This window comes from Streptomyces sp. NPDC050263, from assembly GCF_040655955.1.
Classification (GTDB): Bacteria; Actinomycetota; Actinomycetes; order Streptomycetales; family Streptomycetaceae; genus Streptomyces.
The window spans coordinates 1-22,113 of sequence record NZ_JBFAKW010000152.1 but is presented as its reverse complement, the minus strand read 5'-3'; the positions used below and the strand labels follow the sequence as shown (position 1 = coordinate 22,113).

The window sequence follows — 22,113 nt, the reverse complement described above, 5'->3', positions numbered from 1 at the left end:
TTAACACAATCGTCTTGGGGGGGTCCCTCGTGCCGGGCCCAGTGGGCCGGTATGGGGGCCCCCGGCCCCCCTGCCCGGCTCGGCGCGGTGGGCCGGGTGACGGGCCCACCGCGCCGTCGGTGCTCAGCGCAGCCAGCTGTGGTCGCGGACGAACGGCAGCCTGGCCCAGAGCCGGCCCGCGCCCAGGGTGTCGCCGGCGGCGGCAGCGGCCAGCACGATCAGGGCGACGGCGTAGATCAGGTGGTAGTCGACGAACGGGTTCGTCGACATGCTCGCCGAGCCGTCCGAGAGGTGCTTGGCCGGCGGCCACTCGGCGATCCACATCAGCGCCATCATCGCGGTGCCCGCGACGGCGGCGATCCGCAGCGCGACCCCCGCGACGAGGGCGAGGCCGATGCCGAGCAGACCGAGCATGAACAGCCAGTTCGCCCACGGGTCGCCGGCCCAGGAATGGAAGGTGGACTCCATCGGTCCGACGGCGACGGAGCCGAGGAAGCCCTTCGTCGGCGAGCCGCCGTCGATCCAGCCCTTGCCGGACGGGGTGGCATAGCCGAAGCCGAAGGTCTTGTCGAGGAACGCCCACAGGAAGACGAACCCCGTGAGCAGGCGCAGGGACGCGAAGGCGTAGGCCCGCGCGGTGTGCGTGTCGGTGCCTGCCGACACTGCCGACTCGGATGCGGAGGCGTTCCGGTTCCTGCGCAGCGACGGCAGGTGGAAGCCGGAGCTCCGGTGCGGGTGCTCGTGCACGGCCATGGTCGTGGTTCCCTTCGAAGGCGGTCGGGTCGGTGCCTGACACCACTCACTCTGGCCGCGCGCGCCGGTCGGCGACGGATGCCGAAGGTCCGTGACCACGGGGCCGAACGGCCCTGCTCTCAAGAGCCGTTGGGCCGCATGCGGAAGGTGGGGTACGCGGGCTCGCGCACGGCTCTGGCGACCGGCGACCGGCCTCGTCGCGCTACTCGGCCACCGACGCTCAGGGCTCAGGGGTGAACGGCAGCGCCGTGCATACCGCCCCTCACCCGGTCGGCGGTCGGCCCGGCGGTCAGTAGGCGGGTACGCCCTGCTCCCTGAAGCGATCGCGGACGCTCTCGGTCAGGGCCGGGTCGGGAACCGGGGTGTCCCGCAGCGGGAAGGGGATGCCGAGAGCCTCGTACTTGGAGGCGCCGAGCTTGTGGAACGGCAGCACCTCGACCCGTTCGACCGTGCCGAGCCCCGCGACGAAGCCTGCCAGGGCGTCCACGCACCGCGGATCGTCGGTCCAGCCGGGGACCAGCACATAGCGGATCCACACCGGGACGCCGAGGCGGTCCAGACGGGTCGCGAACGTGAGGGTGGGGGCGAGGCGGCCGCCGGTCAGCTTCCGGTAGGCGCCGACGTCGAAGGCCTTGATGTCCAGCAGGACCAGGTCCGTGTCGGCGAGGAGTTCGTCGGTGGCGCGGGTGCCGAGGAAGCCGGACGTGTCCAGCGCGGTGTGCAGTCCGGCCTCCTTGCAGCGGCGCAGCACCTCGCCCGTGAAGGCGGGCTGCAGCAGGGGCTCTCCCCCGGTGATCGTCACCCCTCCCCCGGCCGTGGTGACGAAGGCGCGGTACTTCTCGATCTCCGTCATCACCTCGTCCACCGTCGCCTCCCGGCCGTCCCGCATGTGCCAGGTGTCGGGGTTGGCGCAGTACAGACAGCGCAGGGGGCAGCCGGAGACGAAGAGGACGAACCGGGTCCCGGGACCGTCCACGCCGGTGGACAGGTCCCAGGAGTGGATCCGGCCGGTGGTCATGGTCGTCACAGCGATCCGTGGAAGGTGCGGCTGATCACGTCGAGCTGCTGCTCGCGGGTCAGGCGGACGAAGTTGACGGCGTACCCCGAGACGCGGATGGTCAGCTCCGGGTACTTCTCCGGGTGCTCCATCGCGTCCTCGAGGTGGCCCGGTCGAGCACGTTGACGTTCATGTGGAAGCCGCCGGCGCCCGTGTAGCCGTCGAGGATGCCCACCAGGTGGCCCGCACGCTCCTCGGGGGCGTGCCCCAGCCCCTCCGGGGTGATGGTCGTGGTCAGCGAGATGCCGTCGCGGGCCTGCTCGTACGGCAGTTTGGCGACCGAGAGCGCGGAGGCGGCCACGCCGTGGCGGTCCCGGCCGTTCATCGGGTTGGCGCCGGGGGCGAAGGGCTGTCCGGCCCGGCGCCCGTCGGGGGTGTTGCCGGTGTGCTTGCTGTAGACGACGTTCGAGGTGATGGTCAGCACCGACTGGGTGTGCTCGGCGTCCCGGTAGGCGGGGTGTCGGCGGACCTTGGCCATGAAGGTCTCCACCAGGCCGACGGCGATGCTGTCGGCGCGGTCGTCGTTGTTGCCGTAGGCAGGGAACTCGCCCTCGGTGAGGAAGTCGACGGCCAGGCCGGTCGCGTCCCGGAAGACCTTCACCCGGGCGTACCTCACCGCCGACAGGCTGTCCGCCGCGACGGACAGTCCCGCGATGCCGCAGGCCATGAAGCGGTGCACGGGGTGGTCGTGCAGCGCCATCTCGATGCGCTCGTAGGCGTACTTGTCGTGCATGTAGTGGATGACGTTGAGCGTGTTGACGTACGTCTCCGCGAGCCAGTCCAGGACGCGGTCGTAGGCCGCCGACAGTTCCTCGTAGTCCAGGTACTCGCCCGTCAGCGGGGGCGCCTCGGGGGTGACCTGGTCGCCGGTCATCTCGTCCCGGCCGCCGTTGACGGCGTACAGCAGCGCCTTCGCCAGGTTCACCCGGGCGCCGAAGAACTGCATCTCCTTGCCCACCGCCATCGCGGAGACGCAGCAGGCGATCGCGGTGTCGTCGCCGCCCCGGGGCCGGATCAGGTCGTCGGACTCGTACTGGACGGCGCTGGTGTCGATGGACACCTGGGCGCAGAACTCCTTGAAGCCGGCGGGCAGCCGGGGCGACCACAGGACGGTGAGGTTGGGTTCGGGGGCGGGCCCGAGGTTGTAGAGGGTCCGGAGGAAGCGGAAGGAGGTGCGGGTGACCAGCGGGCGGCCGTCGTCGCCGATGCCGCCGATCGACTCGGTGACCCAGGTGGGGTCGCCGGAGAACAGGGCGTCGTACTCGGGGGTGCGCAGGAACCGGACGATCCGCAGCTTGATCACGAAGTCGTCGATCAGCTCCTGCGCGCGGGACTCGTCGATGGTCCCCTCGTCCAGGTCCCGCTGGAGGTAGACGTCGAGGAAGGTCGAGGTGCGGCCCAGCGACATCGCGGCGCCGTTCTGCTCCTTCACCGCGGCGAGATAGCCCAGGTAGAGCCACTGAACGGCTTCGTGCGCGGTGTCCGCGGGCCGGGAGACGTCGCAGCCGTAGGTCGCCGCCATGCGGGTCAGCTCGCCCAACGCCTTGATCTGCTCGGCGAGTTCCTCGCGGTCGCGGATGACGTGCTCGGTGGACGGCTCGGCGTCCAGCCGGGCGCGCTCGGCGCGCTTGGCCCCGATCAGCCGGTCGGTGCCGTACAGGGCGACGCGGCGGTAGTCGCCGATGATCCGGCCGCGGCCGTAGGCGTCGGGCAGCCCGGTGATGATGCCCACCTTGCGGGCGGTCCGCATCTCGGGCGTGTAGGCGTCGAAGACACCGTCGTTGTGGGTCTTGCGGTAGGTCCCGAAGACCTTCGTCACGAACGGGTCGGCGTCGTATCCGTACGCCTTGAGGCCGTTCTCCACCATGCGCAGACCGCCGTTCGGCATGATCGCCCGCTTCAGCGGGGCGTCGGTCTGCAGGCCGACGATCAGTTCGCGGCCCCGGTCGATCCAGCCGGGGGCGTGCGAGGTGATCGTCGACGGCGTCGCCGTGTCCACGTCGAGGATGCCGCGCGCCCGCTCCTCCGGGAACAGCGAGCTGACCTTCGCCCAGACGGCCCGGGTGCGGTCCGTGGGACCGGTCAGGAAGGACGCGTCTCCCTGGTACGGGGTGTAGTTGGACTGGATGAAGTCGCGCACGTCGACCAGCTCGCGCCAGCGGGTCCCGGCGAAGCCTCGCCAGGGCGCGGTGACCCGGTCGCCGACTGTCACGGTTGCGGTCATCGCCGTTCCTCTCCTCGGTTCGTGTCCTGCACTTCGATGCTTGTCGTTCGTGATCGTCACGGGGAGGTGCCGGACAGCGCACACGGGCGAGCCGTCCGGCCCCCGGCACCGGGGGCCGGACGGCCCAGTCGCTCGCCGCTCCCGCCCGTCAGCCGGCCGCGAGGTCGGGGCGGATCAGGGTGCCCGAGCGGCCGTGCACGATCTCGTACGCCGCGTCCAGCGCCCCGATGGCGGCAAGCCCTCCGGTTCGCTCGACGAACCGGGCGGCACCCTCGGTCTTCGGCCCCATCGAGCCCTCGGGGAAACCCTTGCGGCGTAGTTCGGCGGGGGTGGCGTCGAGGACGGGCTGCTGAGCGGGGGTCCCGTAGTCCTCGTACACGCACGGGACGTCGGTGAGGATGAGCAGGAAGTCGGCCTTCAGATCCTCGGCGAGCAGGGCTGCCGTGAGGTCCTTGTCGACGACGGCCTCGACGCCGGTCAGCGCGCCGGTGTCGTCGTCCGCGGTGACGGGCACGCCTCCGCCGCCCGCACAGATCACGAGGGTGCCGCTGTTCAGCAGTTCGTGGACGGTGTCGGTCTCCAGGATGTGTTCCGGCGCCGGGGAGGGGACGACACGGCGCCAGCCGGTGGTGTCCTGCGCGATGTGCCAGCCGCGCTCGCGGGCGAGAGAGCGGGCCGTGTCCCGGGAGTAGACCTGGCCGACGAACTTGGTGGGCCGGGCGAACGCAGGGTCGTCGGCCCGTACGAGGGTGTGGGTGACGAGGGTGGCGATGTGGCGGCCGGGCAGGGCGTCGTGCAGCGTGCAGGCCAGCAGGGAGCCGATCATGCCCTGGGTCTGGGCGCCGAGCAGATGGAGGGGGTAGGGGGCGCTGAGGGCCGGGTCGCTCGCACTCTCCATGGCGAGCAGGCCGATCTGGGGGCCGTTGCCGTGGGTGAGGACGATCTCGTGCTCGTGGGCCAGAGCGGCCAGGGCGGTGGCGACCCGGTCGATGTTGGCCTGCTGGACGGCGGCGTCGGGGCGTTCACCGCGGTGGAGCAGGGCGTTGCCGCCGAGGGCGACGACGATGCGCATGGCTTCAGTCCTCCAGGGTGGCGACGAGTACGGCCTTGATGGTGTGCAGTCGGTTCTCGGCCTGGTCGAAGACGATCGACGCGGGCGAGGAGAAGACGTCGTCGGTGACTTCGAGTCCGTCCAGGCCGTAGCGGTCGAAGAGGTCACGGCCGAGGCGGGTGCGGCGGTCGTGCAGGGCCGGCAGGCAGTGCATGAACTTCACGTCCGGGTTGCCGGTGGCGGCGAGCGTCTTGTCGTTGACCTGGTACGGCAGCAGCAGCTCGATCCGCTCCCTCCAGGTGTCGGCGGCCTCGCCCATGGAGACCCAGACGTCGGTGTGCAGGAAGTCGGCGCCGCGTACGGCGGTCTCGACGTCCTCGGTGAGCAGGATCCGGGCGCCGCTGCGCTCGGCCGCCTCCCGGCAGGTGGTGACCAGCGCGGGGTCGGGCCACAGCCGGGCGGGAGCGGCGATGCGCACGTCCATGCCGAGCAGGGCGCCCATCGACAGCAGCGAGCTGCCCATGTTGTTGCGCGCGTCGCCGAGGTAGCAGTAGGCGATGTCGGGCACGGGCTTGAGGCTGTGCTCGTGCATGGTGAGGACGTCGCACAGGCTCTGGGTGGGGTGCGCGGTGTCGGTCAGGCCGTTGTAGACGGGGACGCCGGAGTGGACGGCGAGCTCGGTGACCAGCGACTGGTCCGAGCCCCGGTATTCGATGGCGTCGAACATGCGGCCCAGCACGCGGGCGGTGTCGGCAATGGACTCCTTGGCTCCGATGTGGGTGTCTCCGGGGCCCAGGTAGGTGGTGGCGGCCCCCTGGTCGGCGGCGGCGACCTCGAAGGCGCAGCGGGTGCGGGTGGAGGTCTTCTCGAAGATCAGCGCGAGGTTCCGGCCGGTCAGCCGGGGCTGCTCGGCGCCGGCGCGCTTGGCGGCCTTGAGGGCGGCGGCCAGGCTCAGGAGGTGGTGGATCTCGGCGGCGGTGAAGTCGAGTTCGCTCAGGTAGGAGCGGCCGCGCAGGTCGATGGTCATGGTGGTTCCCCCCTGGGGGTCAGGCTGAGGTTCAGGCGGCCGGGTCGCGTTCGATGGGGCAGCTCATGCAGCGCGGTCCGCCGCGTCCGCGGCCGAGTTCGGCGCCGGCGATGGTGACGATCTCGATGCCCTGCTTGCGCAGGTAGGTGTTGGTGGTGACGTTGCGCTCGTAGCCGACGATCACGCCGGGGGCGAGGGCGAGGAAGTTGCTGCCGTCGTCCCACTGTTCGCGCTCGGCGTTGCGGATGTCCTGCGGGGCGGAGAGCATCCGGACCTTGTCGAGGTCGAGGGCCTCGGCGAGTGCGGTGGCCAGGTCGGAGTTCGGGGCGACGTCGAAGCCGCACTCGCGGGTGCCGCTGGGCAGAAGCGTCCAGGAGCGCAGGGAGTCGGCCAGGCCCGGGTAGATGACGAAGGTGTCGCGGTCGACCATGGTCAGCACGGTGTCGAGATGCATGTAGGCCCGAGCCGCCGGGAGTTGGACGGCGACGAGCCGCTGCGCCGTGCCCTCGGCGAACAGCCGGGCGGCCAGGTTCTCCACCGCCTGCGCGGTGGTGCGCTCCCCCACGCCGACCATGACGGCGCCGTTGCCCAGGACGTGGACGTCACCGCCTTCCAGGGTGCCCACCGAGCCGTCGAGGATCGGCGCCGGGGCGACGCCGGCGAACATCGGGTGGAAGCGGTAGACGGCCTCGGCGTGCAGGCTCTCGCGCCGCCGGGCCGTCTTGGCCATCGGGTTCACCGACAAACGGTCGTACACCCAGCAGGAGTTGTCGCGCGGAAAGAGATGGTTGGGCAGCGGGGCGAGCGCGAAGTCGTCCGCGTCCAGCGCGTTCCAGACCAGGCTGTGCGGGGCAGCGAGCGGCAGGTCGCTCTTGAGGAGCCCGCCGATGAGGTGTCCGGCGAGGGTCTCCCCGTCCAGCTGGGCGCACAGTTCGCGCACCGGGTCGATCAGCGCCGGCCCGACGGTGGCCGGGGTGATCACCCGGTCGAGCAGCCAGTCACGGGCCTCGTCTCCGTCGAGGGCCTGGGCGAGCAGGTCGGCGAAGTAGTGGACGCGGGTGCCGTGGTCGCGCAGCACCTGGGCGAAGGCGTCGTGTTCCTCCCGGGCGCGCTTGGCCCACAGGATGTCGTCGAAGAGGAGGGCGTCGACGTTGCGCGGGGTGAGGCGGGAGAGTTCGATGCCGGGGCGGTGCAGGATCACCTGGCGCAGGCGGCCGACCTCGGAGTCGACGTGGAACGTGTTCATGGCGTGGTTTCCTCGATCGTGAGGGGGTGGTCAGTCCTGGCGGCGGTGGGCGTCGCGCTTGCGCGGGCCCCCGACACGGTTGGTGTCCGGTCCGCGGGAGAGGCGCTTGGGCGGTGCCGGCGTCTCCGGGGCACGCTCCTCGCCTGGAGCGCGGGCTGCGGGGATCGCCGCGACCGGGTCGTCGCCGTACCGGCCCTGGCCCCGCTTCAGCCACACGTAGACCGGCACGCCGAGCAGCAGCACGAACAGTCCGTAGTAGACCGTCTGGTAGCCGCTGCCCTGGATCGACCAGTAGGAGAAGGCCAGCGCCAGAGCGGCGACGGTGACGTCACGGGCGAGGCGGCGGCGGCTCAGGGTCTCCCGGCCGCGCACCAGCAGCCAGTACAGCTGGGCGGCGGCGGAGAACAGGTAGGGGACCACCGCGGTGAGCACGCTCAGCAGCACGATCTTCGTGAACACGTCCTCGAAGCGGGTGTAGCTGAACACGGTGATCAGTGAGGCCAGCACGGTGGAGGCGACGATGCCGAAGACCGGGACGCCGCTGTGTCCGCGCAGCTTCGCGAAGGCGTCGGGGAAGAGCCCGTCGCGGGCGGCGGCGTACGGCATCTCGGCGCACAGCATGGTCCAGCCGTTGAGGGCGCCGATGCCCGAGATGATCGCGGCGGCGGCCACGACGTCGCCTGCCCAGGCGCCGCCGAAGATGTTGTTCGCGGCGTCGGTGAAGGGCGCGACGGTGTCGCCGAGCGCGCCGTGCGAGACGGTTCCGAACACCGCGAGCGTGCCCAGTATGTAGATGACGGCGCACACGAGCGTGCCGTAGACGGTGGCGCGGGGCACGTTGCGCTTCGGCTCGCGCACCCGGCCGGCGACCACCGAGGCGGCCTCAAGACCGAGGTAGCTGAACAGGGCGATGGCGGCCGCGGCGGAGATCGCGCCGAGCGCCGACCGGCCGCTGGCGTTGAAGGCCCCGAAGTTGTCCGGGTCGATGAAGAAGAGCCCGATGGTGGCCATGAAGACGAGCGGCACGAACTTCAGCACGGTGGTGACCACCTGGAACGCGCCGATGTTGCGGACGCCGGTGAGGTTGATCGCGGCCGCCGCCCAGAGCCCGCCGAGGGCGATGCTCATGGAGATCCATGTCTGGTGCCCCGTGTTGACGAACACCTCGACGTAGCCGACCCACGCCACGGCGATCGCAGCGTTGCCGGCCCACGCGGTGATCCAGTACGACCACGCGTTGAGGAATCCGGCGAACTCGCCGAAGGCCTCCCGGGCGTAGACGTACGGCCCGCCGCTGGCCGGAACCCGCTTCGACAGCGCCCCGAACGTCAGCGCGAGCGCCAGCGCGCCCAGCGTCACGACGACGAACGCGACCAGCGAGACCGGCCCGTACGGGGCGAGGGCTGAGGGGAGGGCGAAGATCCCGGTGCCGATGATGCTGCCGATGACGAGAGCGGACGCGGCCGGGAGACCGAGTGCCGCCTTCGGCTCGGGCGCCGCCCGGTCACCGGTCGCTGAAGTCCTGGGCATGGCTGTGCTCCTTGTGCATGTCGCTGCGGATGAGTCGATCCGTGGACGATGCTTCTGCGTCACGCCGGATCGGGGCAGTGGCCACACGGGGCCCGCAGTGGTGCCGAAGGTCCCGGTGCGGGAGGTCCGTGCAGCCCCAACTCGTCGTGGACACAGGCGAGATGGCGCGCGAGGCCTGCGCATGCCCCTCTGCGGCGTGCCGAAATCGACCGATGGGCGCCGAATGGCCCGATCACTGGACCGTATGGCCCATGCCCTTCGTCAGGGGCCGGGCACACGCTGGCCTTGGAAGTTCACAGCCCCGCAAGGGAGGCATGTCATGCACGCCACGTCCACCCCCAACATGCTGCGTTCGCTGTCCGCCGAACACCGCGAGCGGCTCATGCGCTTCGCCCGGGAGGTTTCCGTCCCCCAGGGAACTCGTCTGTTCGAGGAGGGCGGACGCGCCGACCGCTTCTGGGTGATCCGCACCGGCAGGGTCGATCTCGACATGCACGTGCCGGGCCGTCGGGCGGCCGTCGTCGAGAGCCTCGGCCACAACGACCTGGTCGGCTGGTCCTGGCTGTTCCCTCCGCACGCCTGGCAGATGGGCGCCGAGGCGATGACACCGGTGCGGGCCTACGAGTTCGACGCCACGGCCGTCCGGTCCATGTGCCAGGACGACCCGGCCCTGGGCCAGGACGTCAACCGGTGGGTGGGCCAGGTCCTCGCCCACCGTCTGCACTCGACCAGGACCCGCCTGCTCGACCTGTACGCCCCCTACGGCGCCGGCAGCCTCATCTGAACCAGCCGGTGCCGAACGGTTACCGAAGGAGTGGTTATGCACGGCGCCCCGCACATCGTCAGTGATGTCATGACCCACACGGTCGCCGCGGTCGGCCGTAAGGCGACCTTCAAGGAGATCGTCCAGCTGATGCAGGACTGGAAGATCAGCGCCCTGCCCGTGATCGAGGGCGAGGGCCGGGTCGTCGGCGTCGTCTCCGAAGCGGACCTGCTGCCCAAGGAGGAGTTCCGCGACAGCGACCCCGACCGGTACACGCAACTGCGCCGCCTGTCCGACCTGGCGAAGGCCGGCTCGGTCACCGCGGAGGAACTCATGACGTCTCCTGCCCTCACCGTCCGCCCGGACGCCACGCTCGCCCAGGCCGCCCAGACCATGGCCCGGGCGAAGGTCAAGCGACTCCCCGTGGTCGACGCCGTGGGCCTGCTCGAAGGCGTCGTCAGCCGTGCCGACCTGCTCAAGGTCTTCCTCCGCACCGACGAGGAGATCGCCGAGGAGGTACGCCGCGAGGTCGTGTCCTACCTGTTCCCCACGCCGGCCTCCAACGTGGGCGTGGACGTGCATGGCGGCGTCGTGAAGCTCACCGGCCGGGTCCGGGACACCTCGCTGGTGCCGGTGGCAGCCCGGCTGGTCCGCGCCGTCGAGGGCGTCGTGGACGTGGCCTTCGACCTCACACCGCTGCTGCCCCTGCCCGAGTAGGGCCGGTCGGCCCTGGTGCATTCGGTCCCGGCGCGTGATGATCGGAATCACGGACAGGTCGCAGTCTGTCCTTCGCCGGGGAACGAGGGGTCACCATGCCAGAGCCACGCACCTTCACCGAGCAGAACCCGATCCGGGTGTTCCTGCTGGACGACCACGAGGTCGTCCGCCGCGGCTTGGCCGACCTGCTCGACGCCGAGCCGGACATCACGGTGATCGGCGACGCCGGCACCGTGGACCACGCACTCGCACGAGGCCCGGCGCTGCGCCCCGACGTCGCCGTCCTCGACGTTCGGCTGCCGGACGGCGACGGCATCTCGGTCTGTCGTGAGCTGCGCAGCCAGATGCCGGAGCTGGCCTGTCTGATGCTGACCTCTTTCGACGACGAGGAGGCCCTGCTCGACGCGATCATGGCCGGCGCCTCCGGCTACGTCCTCAAGCAGATCAAGGGGTCCGACCTGGTCTCGGCGGTGCGCACGGTGGCATCCGGCCAGTCGATGCTGGACCCCGCGACCACGTCGCGCCTGATGCGCTCACTGCGTGCCGAGCCGACGGAGACCCCTGCCGTGCCGTCCGAGCTGGCGAGCCTGTCACCGCGGGAGCGGGACATCCTGGCGCTGATCGGCGACGGACTGACCAACCGCGAGATCGGCAAGAAGCTCTACCTGTCCGAGAAGACCGTCAAGAACCACATCTCCCGCCTCCTGGCCAAGCTGGGCGTTCAGCGCCGGGTCCAGGCCGCCGTCCTCGCCTCCCATCTGGAGCAGCCGGAGGCGGGCGAGCACCGGGCCAAGTGAGGAGGGGCGGGCCCATCGGGACCCCTCGACGGGCCGGACGGCACCTGTCCCGGCGCTCCCTCAGCGGGGACGCTGGGGCAACTGCCGACACCGGCGGAACCCTTCAGCGAAGTGAGGGGGATGAGCCGCGATGCCTTCCGCCGTCCTCGACTTCCGGACCCTGGAGACGTTGGTCTCCGCCGCCGTGCCGGCTCCCTCGATCCACACCACACAGCCCTGGCGCTTCCGGCTCGCCGCGGACACGACCACGCCGCAGATCCGCGCGGCCACTGACCGTGGGTTGCGGCACTCTCGTCCCGCCTCCAACCGTGACGGCGGGACGCGACAGAAACCCACATTGTGTGCGGGAGGGGCCCCGCGGACCGCCTCCGCGCGTCCACTGCGTGACGATCGAGGCGCCGGGCGGGCCTGCGCGAACGGCGGGGGCGGGGCCGTGATGTGCGGCCCCGCCCCCGCCGTCATGCGCGTCCGGGTGCGGGCGAGGGGATCACTTCAGGCCGAAGGCCCGGGTGATGCTCTGCTCCACGCTGTTGCCCCTGGCGTCGCGGGCGGTGGCCCGCAGGGTGACGAACCGCGCCGCACGCGGCGCGTCCAGCCGGGTGCGCCAGCTGTTGCCGCTGTGCTGGAGCCGCGCGGTGTGCCAGGTCGCGCCGTCGTCGTAGGAGACCTCCAGGCCCACCGTGCGGATGGCGGCGGTCCCCGTCGAGGCGGACAGGTGCGACGCGGTGAGCGTCAGATCGGCGTGGCGTCCCGTCCTGCCCGCGGCATCAGTGTCGACCGCGTAGTCCAGCTGGATCAGCGGCGTTTGCGCCGACTCGCCCGCGGCGCCCGCGCGGGAGGTGAAGCCCCACTCGGTGCGGGTGGACGTGGAGTAGGGGCCGGACCACGTGTCGCGGTCGTTCTCCGACACCAGACGGTAGGGGAGCGGGCCGACGCCGAGGCCCGGGACGGTCATGCTGTACTGGTACCGGCTGGTCTCCTTCACGAGTGTGTCGCCCTGGTACAGCTTGACAATGTTACGGACGCCGAAGTTGCCGTAGGTCGCCCCGAGGTGGTCGTTCCCGGAGTCGCCCCAGCCGGGGACGAACACGTACAGCGTGTCGTCCTGGCGGACCGGGGCGGTGCCGTTGCCCAGGCGGGGCCGCTGGACGGGCCCGAACCACCGGACGCTGCTCGTCGTCCCCGCACGGTAGGTCACCGCAGGTGCGAACTGCTGCTGCTCGCCGGGTACTTCAGCCCGGCCCGACCACTGCTCGCCCGCCGTGACGTAGTCCGTGCGCTCCCCCAGCGCCGGCGCGATCGAGGAGTTGAGGGCGCTGGGCCCGGACCGCGCGATGTCCTCGCGGTAATCCAGCGCCCTCCCGGCACGGAAGTTGCGGAAGGACACCTCGACGCGGGCCAGTTCACGCTGGGCCGCCCGGTAGGTGGGGTCCGCCGGGACGGCGCCCTTGTAGTCGTGGACCAGTTCGTACACGTAGTCAGTGGTCGGGCTGGAGGTGACGTCGAGCCGGGTGCGGCTCTTGCCGAGCCCGGCGATCAGCTGCTCGCCCTCGTCCTGGGTGAGGCTCGCGACCGTCAGCGGCGGGGGTTTCGGCGTCCCCCAGGGGGAGTCGTTCCACGGGTCCAGGCGGCCCGATCCGTCGTGGACGACCAGGAGCAGTTCGGCGCCCGCGGCGGCGGCAGCGGCGGCCTGCTCCTCCACGGCAACGATGCCGTTGCGGCGCACCACGACCGCCTTGCCCCGGGCGTGGAGAGAGGTGTACGCGGTGGCGGCACCGTCACCGGCGAACACCGCGTCGAGCCGGTGCCGGCCCTGGGACAGCGGGGTCGCGCTCCGGTGCACGACGAGGTCGTCGAAGGTCCGGTCGCCCGAGGCCACCGTGAGAGCCGGTTCCTCCAGCCGCCAGCGCGTGCCGAAGACGAACTCTCCCTCGGCGACCTTCTTGGTGGGCAGGGCCCAGATGCTGTCGTACGACGTCCCCGGCCAGCGCGCGGAGGACGACCAGTCGTCGTCGGCGAAGCCGCGGTAGTACTCGATGCGGGAGCCGCCGGGGGTGCTCGGCTTGGGCGCCACCGCCCTCACCTGACGGGCCCGGGTCGCGTCGAAGACGGCGGTGCGATCCTGGTCGAGGACGACGTCCGACACCGCCATCAGGCCCAGCCCGAGCGAGTGCGGGCCCTGGGAGCCCTCGAGGTCGGCCTCCATCCAAGCGGTGTACGAACCGGGCGGCAGCCGCAGGTCCACGGTGCCCGACTCGTCGATCCGCACGGGCAGCCACAGCTTCTTCGCCGTCAGGATGACGGTGCCGCCGATCGGCTTGCCGCTGCGGTCCTTGGCCTTCAGCGTCAGCCGGTGGCGCTCGCCCTCCTTTCCGGCGCCGAGCGAGGTGCGGGTCAGCACCGCGCCGGACGGGTCGGTGGCCGTCAGGAAGCCGGCCACCATCTGGTCCGCGGCCATCTTGTCGAAGTGCGCCGTCGCCGTCACCGAGGCGGTGCCGTGCGCCGGGACGGTGACCCGCGAGGCCGACAGGGTGAACGGGCCGGCGTCCGCGCCCGAGGCGCGCACCGCGAGGTCGAGGGTGACCGGGCTGCCGGCGGTGTTGGTGTACGTCACCTTCCGCTCGGTGGTCGTCCCGGCCGGCGTCGGCCAGGTGCGGAAGCCGAAGTCGGCGCTGCCGGTGGCGAACGTGCTCGCGGCCGTCGTCGTGACGATGTCCAGGCGGCCGGTGCCGCCCTCGAACGGACTGTACCGCGGCGTGGCCTTGGTCGTGCTGACCAGGGCGTTCTTTAGCTGACGGCCCGTCCAGCCCGGGTGCTCGGCAGCCAGCAGCGCGGCGGCGCCCGCGACGTGCGGAGTGGCCATGGAGGTGCCGCTCAGGGTCTGGTACGAGCCCGAGCCCTCGGGGGCGTGGTGGGAGCGCGCCGCCAGGATGTCCACACCGGGAGCGGTGAGGTCCGGCTTGACGGCCCCGTCGCCCGCCCGGGGGCCCCGGCTGGAGAAGTCGGCGAGGGAGTCGGAGCCGTCCACGGCGCCGACGGTCAGCGCGGCGGCCGCGGCGCCCGGCGCGCCCACCGAGAATCTGTCGGGACCGGCGTTGCCCGCGGCGATGGTGAACAGCGCCCCGGTCTCCGCGCTGAGCGTGTCGACCGCCATGCTCAGCGGGTCCGTGCCGTCGGTGGGCCGGCCGCCCAGGCTCATGCTGATGATCTTCGCGTGCTGGTCGCGGGCCGCCCACTCCATGCCGGCCAGCACCCACGAGTCCTGGCCGTAGCCGTCGTCGGAGAGCACCTTGCCGATGTGCAGCTTCGCGCCGGGCGCGACTCCCCGCTCCTTGCCGTCGGACGCGGCGCCGGTCCCGGCGATGGTGGAGGCCACATGCGTGCCGTGGCCGTTGCGGTCCACGACCGACTCGCCGGGCACGAAGCCCTCGGTGGCGGCGACCCGGTCGGCCAGGTCGGGGTGGTCCGTGTCCACGCCCGTGTCGAGGACCGCGACGTCCACCCCCTCGCCGGTGTTGCCGGAGGCCCACACCTGCGGCGCGCCGATCTGCGCGGTGCTGTCGGCGAGGTCCACCTTCACTCTGCCGTCCAGCCAGACCTTGGCGAGGCCGCCCTTGAACCTGGGCTGTTCCCCGCTGTCGCGCGCCGCCGCGCCGGCGTCGTCCCCGGTGATCGACGCCCAGAAGGCGTCCGACCGGTCGGCGCCCAGCGCCGCGCCCTGGATGCTGTCCAGCGTGCGCACCTTGCGGGCGCCCTCCGGCACCGGCACGGCACGCGAACGGGCGGCGGCGTCGGTGTAGGTGACGATCAGCGGCAGCCGGTCGCGGTGCGCGTCGTCGTAGCCGTCCGCCAGGAGCCGCGTGACGTTGAACAGCTCCTTGTCCAGCAGCCCCGCGGCGACGTACGGCAGAGCGCTGTGCGGGTAGACGTACGTGTCCTTGCCGCTCTGGTTGGTTTCGAATCCGGTGTACCGGCCGTCCGGGTCCCGCACGGTCCGGCTCGACGTGCCGTCGGCGGCCGGGGTGACGGTGACCTTGTCCCCCGTCACCAGGGTGACGCTACGAGCGGTGCCGAGCGCCGCGGGCAGGGCCGCGGCGGACGCGAGGGACGATGCGGAGGACGGGGTCGAGGGTGGTGCGGGGGCCGCGGAAGCCAGGGCGGGCGACACGGCCAGCACCGCGGTGGCGGTGCACAGCGCTGTCAGCCTGCGTCTGCGGAAAGGCAGAAAGGACAAGGGAGACCTCATGGTTGCGCGTCGGATGGGACGCCGAGGATTATGCGATCGCCCCGGCCGCCCGAACCGGCTCCCGCGTGACGCAGTTGGGCCATGTCGCAGACTGGACGGGTCGGACCGGGCCGGGGCTCGCGGCGGCGGTCCTCGTGCCCGCCGCCGCGTTCGGCCCACCGCCGGCCGGGGTGGAGCCGGCGGTTGAGCGGCCCGAACTCGTCCCGTCAGAAGACGACTTCGGGTTCGCCTTCCTCGGGTAGGACCTCACCATCGGCGTGAGCGAGTCGAAGCCATCGGCGTCGAAGTCGTGGATCACATCCCGGACCCGGTCGGCACTGGTCAACGTCACCTCCGCGATCCTCGCCACGGGCATGCCCTGCGCGGACCGCAGCACCGTCTGAGCCCGCCGCCAGGTCACCACCGACCCAGTACCCCGGCGGCCGGTCCGCAGCACCCGCGGCCTCTCATCGTGAACGGCGACGTGTCAAGATCCCGTCATGAACGAACTGACGATTCATCCTCGCGCCGATGACCACATGAAGGGCTGCGTCCAGGCACTCGCCACGGTCCATGCGGCAGATCGCTACCCAGCGGACTGGCCTGTCGATCCCGAAGGTTGGCTGACTCCCCGAAGCATGCTCGACGCCTGGGTGGCCGTGGACGGTTCGGCTGTCGTGGGTCATGTGGTCCTGGCTCGTCCCGAGGAGGCCCTGGCTGTCGCTGTCGGGCTGCCTTCGCAGCGTCTGGTGTCCGTGGCGCGGTTGTTCGTCAGTGCAGGTGCCCGCCGACGAGGGGTGGCCGCGAGGCTGCTGGACAAGGCGATCGGAGTAGCCGCAGCCGACGGACTCAGGCCCGTTCTGGAAGTCGAAGCCGGGGCGACCGCCGCCATCAACCTCTATGAGCGTGCCGGATGGCGCTACGTCGGCAGTTCGACAGCTGACTGGATGACAGCCGACGGGCGTGTCGCGCAGCTGCGTTTTTATGTCGCTCCCTCGGACCACCGAACCTGATGTGACGGTCATGTGGTGGTGCTTCAGGCCACGGTCCGGCCGGCGCGCAGGTTCTGGGACGTGGCCGGTGTGCCTGGCGAGGATCTCGTGAGGGTGCAGGAGTGAACCGCCCTGAAGAACGTCGGCTTGCGGTGACGGCCGTGGCGGGCCGTCAGTCGCGGCTCGGGTTCGCGCCCGGCTCGTCCTGTCCGTCGTCGGCGGTCAGCCCCGCACGTGCAACCCGAAACCCGTGCGGCCCGCGGGCTCCAGTCCCTCCTTCAGGTGCAGCGAAGGGATCTCGTGGTCGCCGAAGTTCTGCCGCCGGAACGCGATCGGCTCGGTCGACTCCAGGGTGAGCAGGCGCTGCTCCCAGGCCTTGGCGACCTGCGGGTAGTCCCCGGCCTTGGCGACCTGCGGGTAGTCCCCGCCGGTCATCCGGTCGGCGCCGTACAGCACGAACGGCGGCAGCACCTCGATGCCCGGGTGGTAGAGGATGCCGTGGTGGATCGGGAACAGCAGATCGTCGATGGGGCCGTTGATCCCGCGAGCGGCGTAGTGCGACTTTGGGCCGCCGGCGGTCACCGACAGCAGATCCTTCCTGCCCGCGAGGGCGCCTTCGCCGAAGCGCTCGCCGTACCTGGTGTCGCTGTGCTCGCCGACGCCGTACGCGAAGCGGTGGGTGAACACCCGGTCCACCCAGCCTTTGAAGATCGCGGGCATCGTGTACCACCACAGCGGGAACTGGAAGATGATCGTGTCGGCCCACAGCGGCTTCTCCTGCTCGGCGAGGACGTCCGGGGTGAGCGTCCCGGCGCCGAAGGCCCGGCCCGCGTCCAGGGCGACCTTCAGCGGACTTGAGGCGTCCGGGCCGTGGTCCGAGGCGTCCACTACCGTCTTCCAGTTCATCCTGTACAGATCGCTCACCGATACCTCGTGCCCGGCGGTCTCCAATGTGGACACCGCGAGGTCCTTCAGGGAGCCGTTGAGCGACTTCGGCTCCGGGTGGGCGCAGACGATCAGCGTCTGACCTTGGGTGCCGCGCCCTCCTCCTGGGGCTCCTGGATTTTCTGGGACTCCTGGGCCGAGGCGGACGGCGTCTTCCCCGCGGTCGCCGAGGCGGCCGAGCCGGACGTCCCGTCCCTGTGCGGACGGGGAGGAGTCGGCCGAGGAACGCTGTGCGCCGCAGTGGACGGTGGCCACCACTGCCGCCACCACCGCGCTGAGGGCGGCCCGGACCGTCTTCCACATCTGCTCCGAGATCTTCGGGTACTCGGTGCCCGGGCCGTCCCTCGTGCGCCCCTCGGCCGTCTTCGCCGCGTCGACCCACGGCTGCAGCTCGGCGTCGGCCGTCACCTGCTTGTCCTGGACCTCGGCGGTGGGCGCGACGTAGGACAGCGTGGTGTCGGCGCCGAGGAGGTTCTCGGTGCCGGTCAGGCAGGACACGAGCCTCTGGGGGGCGGCGTAGCGGCCGGTGTCGCCCCGCACCGGGACGGTGACGAACTCGCCGCCCGTCGGAGCCGCGACGTTGCCTCCGGAGGCGGCGGGCACCGGGATGACCCCTTACTCGAAACCGGCCTTCTCGGCATGGGCGAGCTGCCAGGTGCCGTTCTCGCCGAAGGCGTGGTCGCCGGTCGGGAACTCCCGCCAGCCGGTGGTCCGGGTGTTGTTGATGACCGAGTTGGGGGCGTAGCCCTTGTCCGGCCAGCCCTGCCACAGCGACAGCGCGGACACCGCCTCGGCCGAGGCGACATCGGTGAGCTGCGCGCCCGAGCCCCACAACCAGGGGCGCTCCGGGCCTGTCCATGGCCCATCGCCCATCGCCCGGAACTCACGGAGGCGCACGGCGGCGTCCTGACGGCTTCCAGCACACCGGGACGCGGCGCCCGCCTTCCCCGTCAGGCTTCCCCGGCGCGAGAGGCACGAGGCCGACAGAGAAGGCCGGTAGGGAACGCCGGATAAGGCCGACCGGAAAGCTGGCAAAGGCCGACCAAGAGCACTACTTAAAGCGCTTTAAGTACTCGTACTATCAGCGCCCTCGCAGTCATGTGTCAAGGGTGTTGCCGCAAGTCGACGAGAGACGGCCCGGACGAGGTCGACCGCTCGACGCCCCGAGACGCTCCGCGACGTCGCCATGGTTTCGATTAAGTACGAGCTCTTGACACCCTCCCGAAACGGAAGGATGCTCTGCCCACCGCTTAAAGCGCTTTAAAAAGGCGCGCATATTACCGAGAAGTTTCCCAAGAGCAATTGCTCAGAATTGCGTTGACGCGACCGGTACCGCGATACCCGTGCGGTAAACCCTCGTCGCCGAGACCACTCTCACCTGGACGTCCCGCCTGCCACTCCCCCGCGATTCGCGGGCCCTCGGCTCACGCGGGACCCACCTCGCTCGACCCTCCGAGGCACTCCTGGTCCGCCCAGGCACCCGCCCGGATTCACTTGAAGGAGCACCCAGCACATGGAACGCATACAGACCCGTCGACCGCTGGTCGGCCGTCGCCTCTCCCGCAGAGTCCTGACGGCGGTCAGCGTGCTCACCGTGGCGGCGACCGCACTGACCGGGTGCAGCAGCGGGAAGGCCACGGGCGACACGGCACAGGCGACGGCGAGCGCCGACGGGTCTGGCACCGCCCCGGCGAAGAGCAACGGCAAGCTCTCGATCTACGTCATCGGCGGCAAGGCCGACGACCCGTTCTGGTCCGCGATCAAGCGTGGTGGCGAGGACGCGGCGAAGCTGGTCAGCGCCGGCGGGGGCAAGGTGACCTTCCTGGGCCCGCAGAACTACGACAACCTCGGCCCGGACGCCGCCAAGTTGACGCTCACCGCACTGTCGCAGAACCCGTCGGCCATCCTCGTGCCGGACTGGGTTCCCGACAACCAGGACGCGGCCATCAAGCAGGCCGTGGCCAAGGGCGTCCCGGTGTTCATCTACAACTCGGGCGGCGCGGACGCTGCTGAGCGCGTGGGCGGTGTCAAGTACATCGGGTCGGACGACTACGAGGCGGGCAAGGCCGGCGGCGTCAAGTTCGCCGAGGAGGGCGCCAAGAACATCCTGTGCGTCAACACCGTGCCCGGTTCGGCCAATCAGGAGGCACGCTGCAAGGGCATCGCCGACGGCGCCAAGAGCAAGGGCTCGACGTCCAAGCAACTGCCCCTGGCGTCCTCCAACTTCGGCAACCCGTCCGCGGTCACCCAGGCGATCAAGGGTGCGCTGCTGAAGGACGACAGCATCGACGCCCTGGTGACGATCGGCGTGCAGGACGCGGACAGCGCCGCCGCCGCGATCGAGCAGGCCAAGGCCGGTGACAAGGTCAAGCTGGGCACCTTCGACCTCTCGCAGAGCCAGCTCGACCGGATCAAGGCCGGCAAGCAGCTCTTCGCGATCGACCAGCAGCCCTACCTCCAGGGCTTCTACGCCGTGTCCATCGCCAACCAGTACCTGTCCTACGGCGTGCTCCCGCCGCAGAACCCTCTCCTGACCGGCCCCCTCCTGGTCACGTCCGAGAACGTCGGCGCCGCGATCGCCGGCACCAAGGCCGGCGTCCGCTGATGCGTCAGAGGCGCCGGGCCCGGACCGGATCCGACGGGACCGGGCCGGGCCGGCGCCTCTGACCGGCGCTCCGCTTCTTACAGCATTCCAAGATCCACAAAGGTGGTACCAGACCCGATGACAACCTCACTCCCCCAGTCGACGGCCGAGCCCGAGACCGCCGTCACCCCAGCGAAGGAGTCCGAAAGCCGACTGGGCCGACTGTGGCATCGGCCCGAGGCCGGCGCGCTCATCGGAACGATCAGCGTCTTCGTCTTCTTCGCGATCTTCGGCGGAGAGAAGTTCCTGGCCCCCGCGGGTGCGGCGAGCTGGCTGAACATCGCCGCCGAGCTCGGCATCATCGCCATCCCCATCGGGCTGCTGATGATCGCCGGCGAACTCGACGTCTCCGTGGGCTCGGTGCTCGCTGGCAGTTCGATGACGCTGGCCATCGTCTCCGGGCACTGGGGCGCCCCGATGATCGTCGGCATCGTCCTCGCCCTCGGCCTCGGCCTGTTGACCGGGCTGCTCAACGGGATCATCGTCACGCGGACCAACGTCCCGTCCCTGGTCGTCACTCTCGCCACGATGGCCGGCATGGCCGGTCTCACCCTGGGCCTGTCCCGTGCCACGACCGGCACCACCAGCGTGGCCATCGCCCCCGACCCCCTGTCGAAGTCGCTCTTCGGGCAGCTGATCGACGGTCAGTTCGAGGTCGCGATCTTCTGGTGGCTCGCGGCGGCGGTCGTCGTCGCGGTGCTGCTGCAGATGACGAAGTACGGCAACTGGATCTTCGCCATCGGCGGCGACAAGGAGAGCGCCCGCGCCACCGGCATCCCGGTCTCCAAGGTGAAGATCGCCCTGTACATGGCGAGCGGGTTCGGGGCGGCCCTGGTCGGTGTGATCCAGACGATCCTCTACAACGGCGCGCAGGTCGCCAACGGTCAGTCCTTCGTCTTCAACTCCATCATCGCCGTGGTCGTGGGCGGCGTCCTGCTCACCGGCGGCTACGGCTCCGTCTTCGGCGTGGCGCTGGGGACGCTGACCTTCGCCATCGTCAACCAGGGCATCTACTACACCGGTTGGAACTCCGACTGGGCCAGCCTGATCCTCGGCATCCTCATCCTCACCGCCGTGTTGATGAACAACACCTTCCGCCGGCTCGCCCTGTCCTACACCCCTCGCAACGCTAAGAAGGCCTGACCATGACCGCGCCCCTTCTGCGCCTGACCGACGTCAGCAAGTCCTTCGTCGGCACCAACGCCCTGCAGGACATCTCCCTCGAGGTGGCTCCCGGGAAGGTGCTGTGCCTGCTCGGCGACAACGGCGCCGGCAAGTCGACCCTCATCAAGATCCTCTCCGGGTTCCACAAGCCCACCACCGGCACGATCGAGGTCAACGGCGAGCCGGTCGTCTTCGACAGCCCCCGTGACGCCAGCTCTCGGGGCATCGCCACCGTCCACCAGTTCGGCGGGACGTTCCCGTTGATGGGCGTCGGCCGCTGCTTCTTCGTCGGGGCCGAACCCACCAAGGGATGGGGCCCGTTCAAGCTGTTCGACAAGAAGATGGCCGGTGAGATCGCCGTCCGCGAGATGCAGTCCCTGGGCATCACCCGGGTCACCGACGGCGCGCGTCTTGTGGGCAGCCTGTCCGGGGGTGAGCGCCAGGCCCTCGCGATCGCCCGCGCGGTGTACTTCGGGGCCAACGTCCTCATCCTCGACGAGCCCACCGCCGCCCTCGGCGTCAAGGAGGCCGCACACGTCCTGCGGATCATCATGCAGGCCCGGGCGAAGGGCGTCGCGGTCATCCTCGTCACCCACAACGTCCGGCACGCCATGATGGTCGGCGACCACTTCGCCGTCCTGATCCGCGGTCAGAAGGCCGACGACTTCCGCAAGGGCGAACGCACCCGCGAAGAGATCACCGACCTCATGGCCGGCGGCGAAGCCATGGCTCACCTCGAGGCCGAGCTCGCGCAGCTCCAGGCCGAGGCCTGACGCCAGGCTCCGCCTCGCAGCCGCACGGAGTCAGCGCACGCCTCAATCGCTCGCCCCGGGTGTCCGGGTGTGCGCCCGTGTCGTTCATGCGGGCGCACGCACCGAAGTCCCCGTTGCGAGTCGGAGGCCCTGATCAGCAGCGCGCGCGGTGGAGGGCTCGCGCTGCCCTCCGCCCGTACCGAGCGGAGCTCACTCTCCGCTCGGT

15 protein-coding genes and 3 pseudogenes are annotated in these 22,113 nt (G+C 70.8%); 7 read left to right on the top strand and 11 right to left on the bottom strand.

Annotated features, from left to right (window positions below; all coding sequences use genetic code 11):
- Positions 1-123 precede the first annotated feature (123 nt).
- The 7 genes and pseudogenes from AB0J04_RS40090 to AB0J04_RS40060 all read right to left on the bottom strand — a co-directional run bounded on the left by AB0J04_RS40090 (position 124) and on the right by AB0J04_RS40060 (position 8,888).
- On the bottom strand, positions 124-753 hold the full coding sequence (locus tag AB0J04_RS40090) for a hypothetical protein (protein ID WP_363173600.1): 630 nt from the start codon (positions 751-753) through the stop codon (positions 124-126).
- Positions 754-1,042: 289 nt separating this feature from the next.
- The gene (gene pflA, locus AB0J04_RS40085) at positions 1,043-1,771 is read right to left on the bottom strand and encodes a pyruvate formate-lyase-activating protein (protein WP_363173602.1); all 729 of its coding nucleotides are present in this window, start codon (positions 1,769-1,771) and stop codon (positions 1,043-1,045) included.
- A gap of 5 nt (positions 1,772-1,776) precedes the next feature.
- Positions 1,777-4,034 (bottom strand): annotated as a pseudogene (gene pflB, locus AB0J04_RS40080) (formate C-acetyltransferase).
- Positions 4,035-4,182: 148 nt separating this feature from the next.
- Positions 4,183-5,106, bottom strand: a complete 924-nt coding sequence (locus AB0J04_RS40075) for a carbamate kinase (protein WP_363173599.1) — start codon at positions 5,104-5,106, stop codon at positions 4,183-4,185.
- Between the two features lie 4 nt (positions 5,107-5,110).
- Positions 5,111-6,112 carry an ornithine carbamoyltransferase gene (gene argF / locus AB0J04_RS40070; RefSeq protein ID WP_363173598.1) on the bottom strand — a complete coding sequence of 334 codons (1,002 nt, stop codon included), beginning with the start codon at positions 6,110-6,112 and terminating at the stop codon, positions 5,111-5,113.
- Between the two features lie 31 nt (positions 6,113-6,143).
- Positions 6,144-7,358, bottom strand: a complete 1,215-nt coding sequence (locus AB0J04_RS40065; RefSeq protein WP_363173597.1) for an arginine deiminase — start codon at positions 7,356-7,358, stop codon at positions 6,144-6,146.
- A 30-nt stretch (positions 7,359-7,388) separates the two neighbouring features.
- Positions 7,389-8,888: an amino acid permease gene (locus tag AB0J04_RS40060; RefSeq protein WP_363173596.1), complete on the bottom strand. Its 1,500-nt coding sequence runs from the start codon at positions 8,886-8,888 to the stop codon at positions 7,389-7,391.
- Positions 8,889-9,207: 319 nt separating this feature from the next.
- Here AB0J04_RS40060 and AB0J04_RS40055 point away from each other — a divergent pair, with 319 nt between their 5' ends.
- The 3 genes from AB0J04_RS40055 to AB0J04_RS40045 all read left to right on the top strand — a co-directional run bounded on the left by AB0J04_RS40055 (position 9,208) and on the right by AB0J04_RS40045 (position 11,165).
- Positions 9,208-9,672 carry a cyclic nucleotide-binding domain-containing protein gene (locus AB0J04_RS40055; protein WP_363173595.1) on the top strand — a complete coding sequence of 155 codons (465 nt, stop codon included), beginning with the start codon at positions 9,208-9,210 and terminating at the stop codon, positions 9,670-9,672.
- Positions 9,673-9,708: 36 nt separating this feature from the next.
- Complete coding sequence (locus AB0J04_RS40050) at positions 9,709-10,368, top strand: CBS domain-containing protein (protein WP_363173594.1); 660 nt, start codon at positions 9,709-9,711, stop codon at positions 10,366-10,368.
- 95 nt (positions 10,369-10,463) lie between these two features.
- Complete coding sequence (locus AB0J04_RS40045) at positions 10,464-11,165, top strand: response regulator transcription factor (protein ID WP_363173593.1); 702 nt, start codon at positions 10,464-10,466, stop codon at positions 11,163-11,165.
- A 487-nt stretch (positions 11,166-11,652) separates the two neighbouring features.
- Here the strand turns inward: AB0J04_RS40045 and AB0J04_RS40040 are convergent, their stop codons facing one another.
- Positions 11,653-15,399, bottom strand: a complete 3,747-nt coding sequence (locus AB0J04_RS40040; protein ID WP_363173592.1) for a S8 family serine peptidase — start codon at positions 15,397-15,399, stop codon at positions 11,653-11,655.
- A gap of 122 nt (positions 15,400-15,521) precedes the next feature.
- Positions 15,522-15,847, bottom strand: a pseudogene (locus AB0J04_RS40035) (helix-turn-helix domain-containing protein); the annotation flags it as partial.
- 43 nt (positions 15,848-15,890) lie between these two features.
- On the opposite strand from AB0J04_RS40035, the gene AB0J04_RS40030 reads away from it, so the two are divergent.
- The gene (locus AB0J04_RS40030; protein ID WP_363173591.1) at positions 15,891-16,403 is read left to right on the top strand and encodes a GNAT family N-acetyltransferase; all 513 of its coding nucleotides are present in this window, start codon (positions 15,891-15,893) and stop codon (positions 16,401-16,403) included.
- Positions 16,404-16,604: 201 nt separating this feature from the next.
- Here AB0J04_RS40030 and AB0J04_RS40025 read toward each other — a convergent pair whose 3' ends face one another.
- Together AB0J04_RS40025 and AB0J04_RS40020 are read right to left on the bottom strand one after the other, a co-directional pair.
- Positions 16,605-17,402, bottom strand: a complete 798-nt coding sequence (locus AB0J04_RS40025) for an NAD(P)H-dependent oxidoreductase (RefSeq protein ID WP_363173601.1) — start codon at positions 17,400-17,402, stop codon at positions 16,605-16,607.
- Between the two features lie 198 nt (positions 17,403-17,600).
- Positions 17,601-18,167 (bottom strand): annotated as a pseudogene (locus tag AB0J04_RS40020) (extracellular solute-binding protein); the annotation flags it as partial.
- 673 nt (positions 18,168-18,840) lie between these two features.
- On the opposite strand from AB0J04_RS40020, the gene AB0J04_RS40015 reads away from it, so the two are divergent.
- The 3 genes from AB0J04_RS40015 (at position 18,841) to AB0J04_RS40005 (ending at position 21,908) form a co-directional block, all read left to right on the top strand.
- Complete coding sequence (locus AB0J04_RS40015; protein ID WP_363173590.1) at positions 18,841-19,932, top strand: sugar ABC transporter substrate-binding protein; 1,092 nt, start codon at positions 18,841-18,843, stop codon at positions 19,930-19,932.
- A 117-nt stretch (positions 19,933-20,049) separates the two neighbouring features.
- A complete protein-coding gene (locus AB0J04_RS40010; protein ID WP_363173589.1) occupies positions 20,050-21,114 on the top strand; it encodes an ABC transporter permease in 1,065 nt (354 codons plus the stop codon).
- A gap of 2 nt (positions 21,115-21,116) precedes the next feature.
- Positions 21,117-21,908 (top strand): ATP-binding cassette domain-containing protein, encoded by a 792-nt coding sequence (locus AB0J04_RS40005; protein WP_363173588.1) that lies wholly within the window; start codon positions 21,117-21,119, stop codon positions 21,906-21,908.
- Positions 21,909-22,113 lie beyond the last annotated feature (205 nt).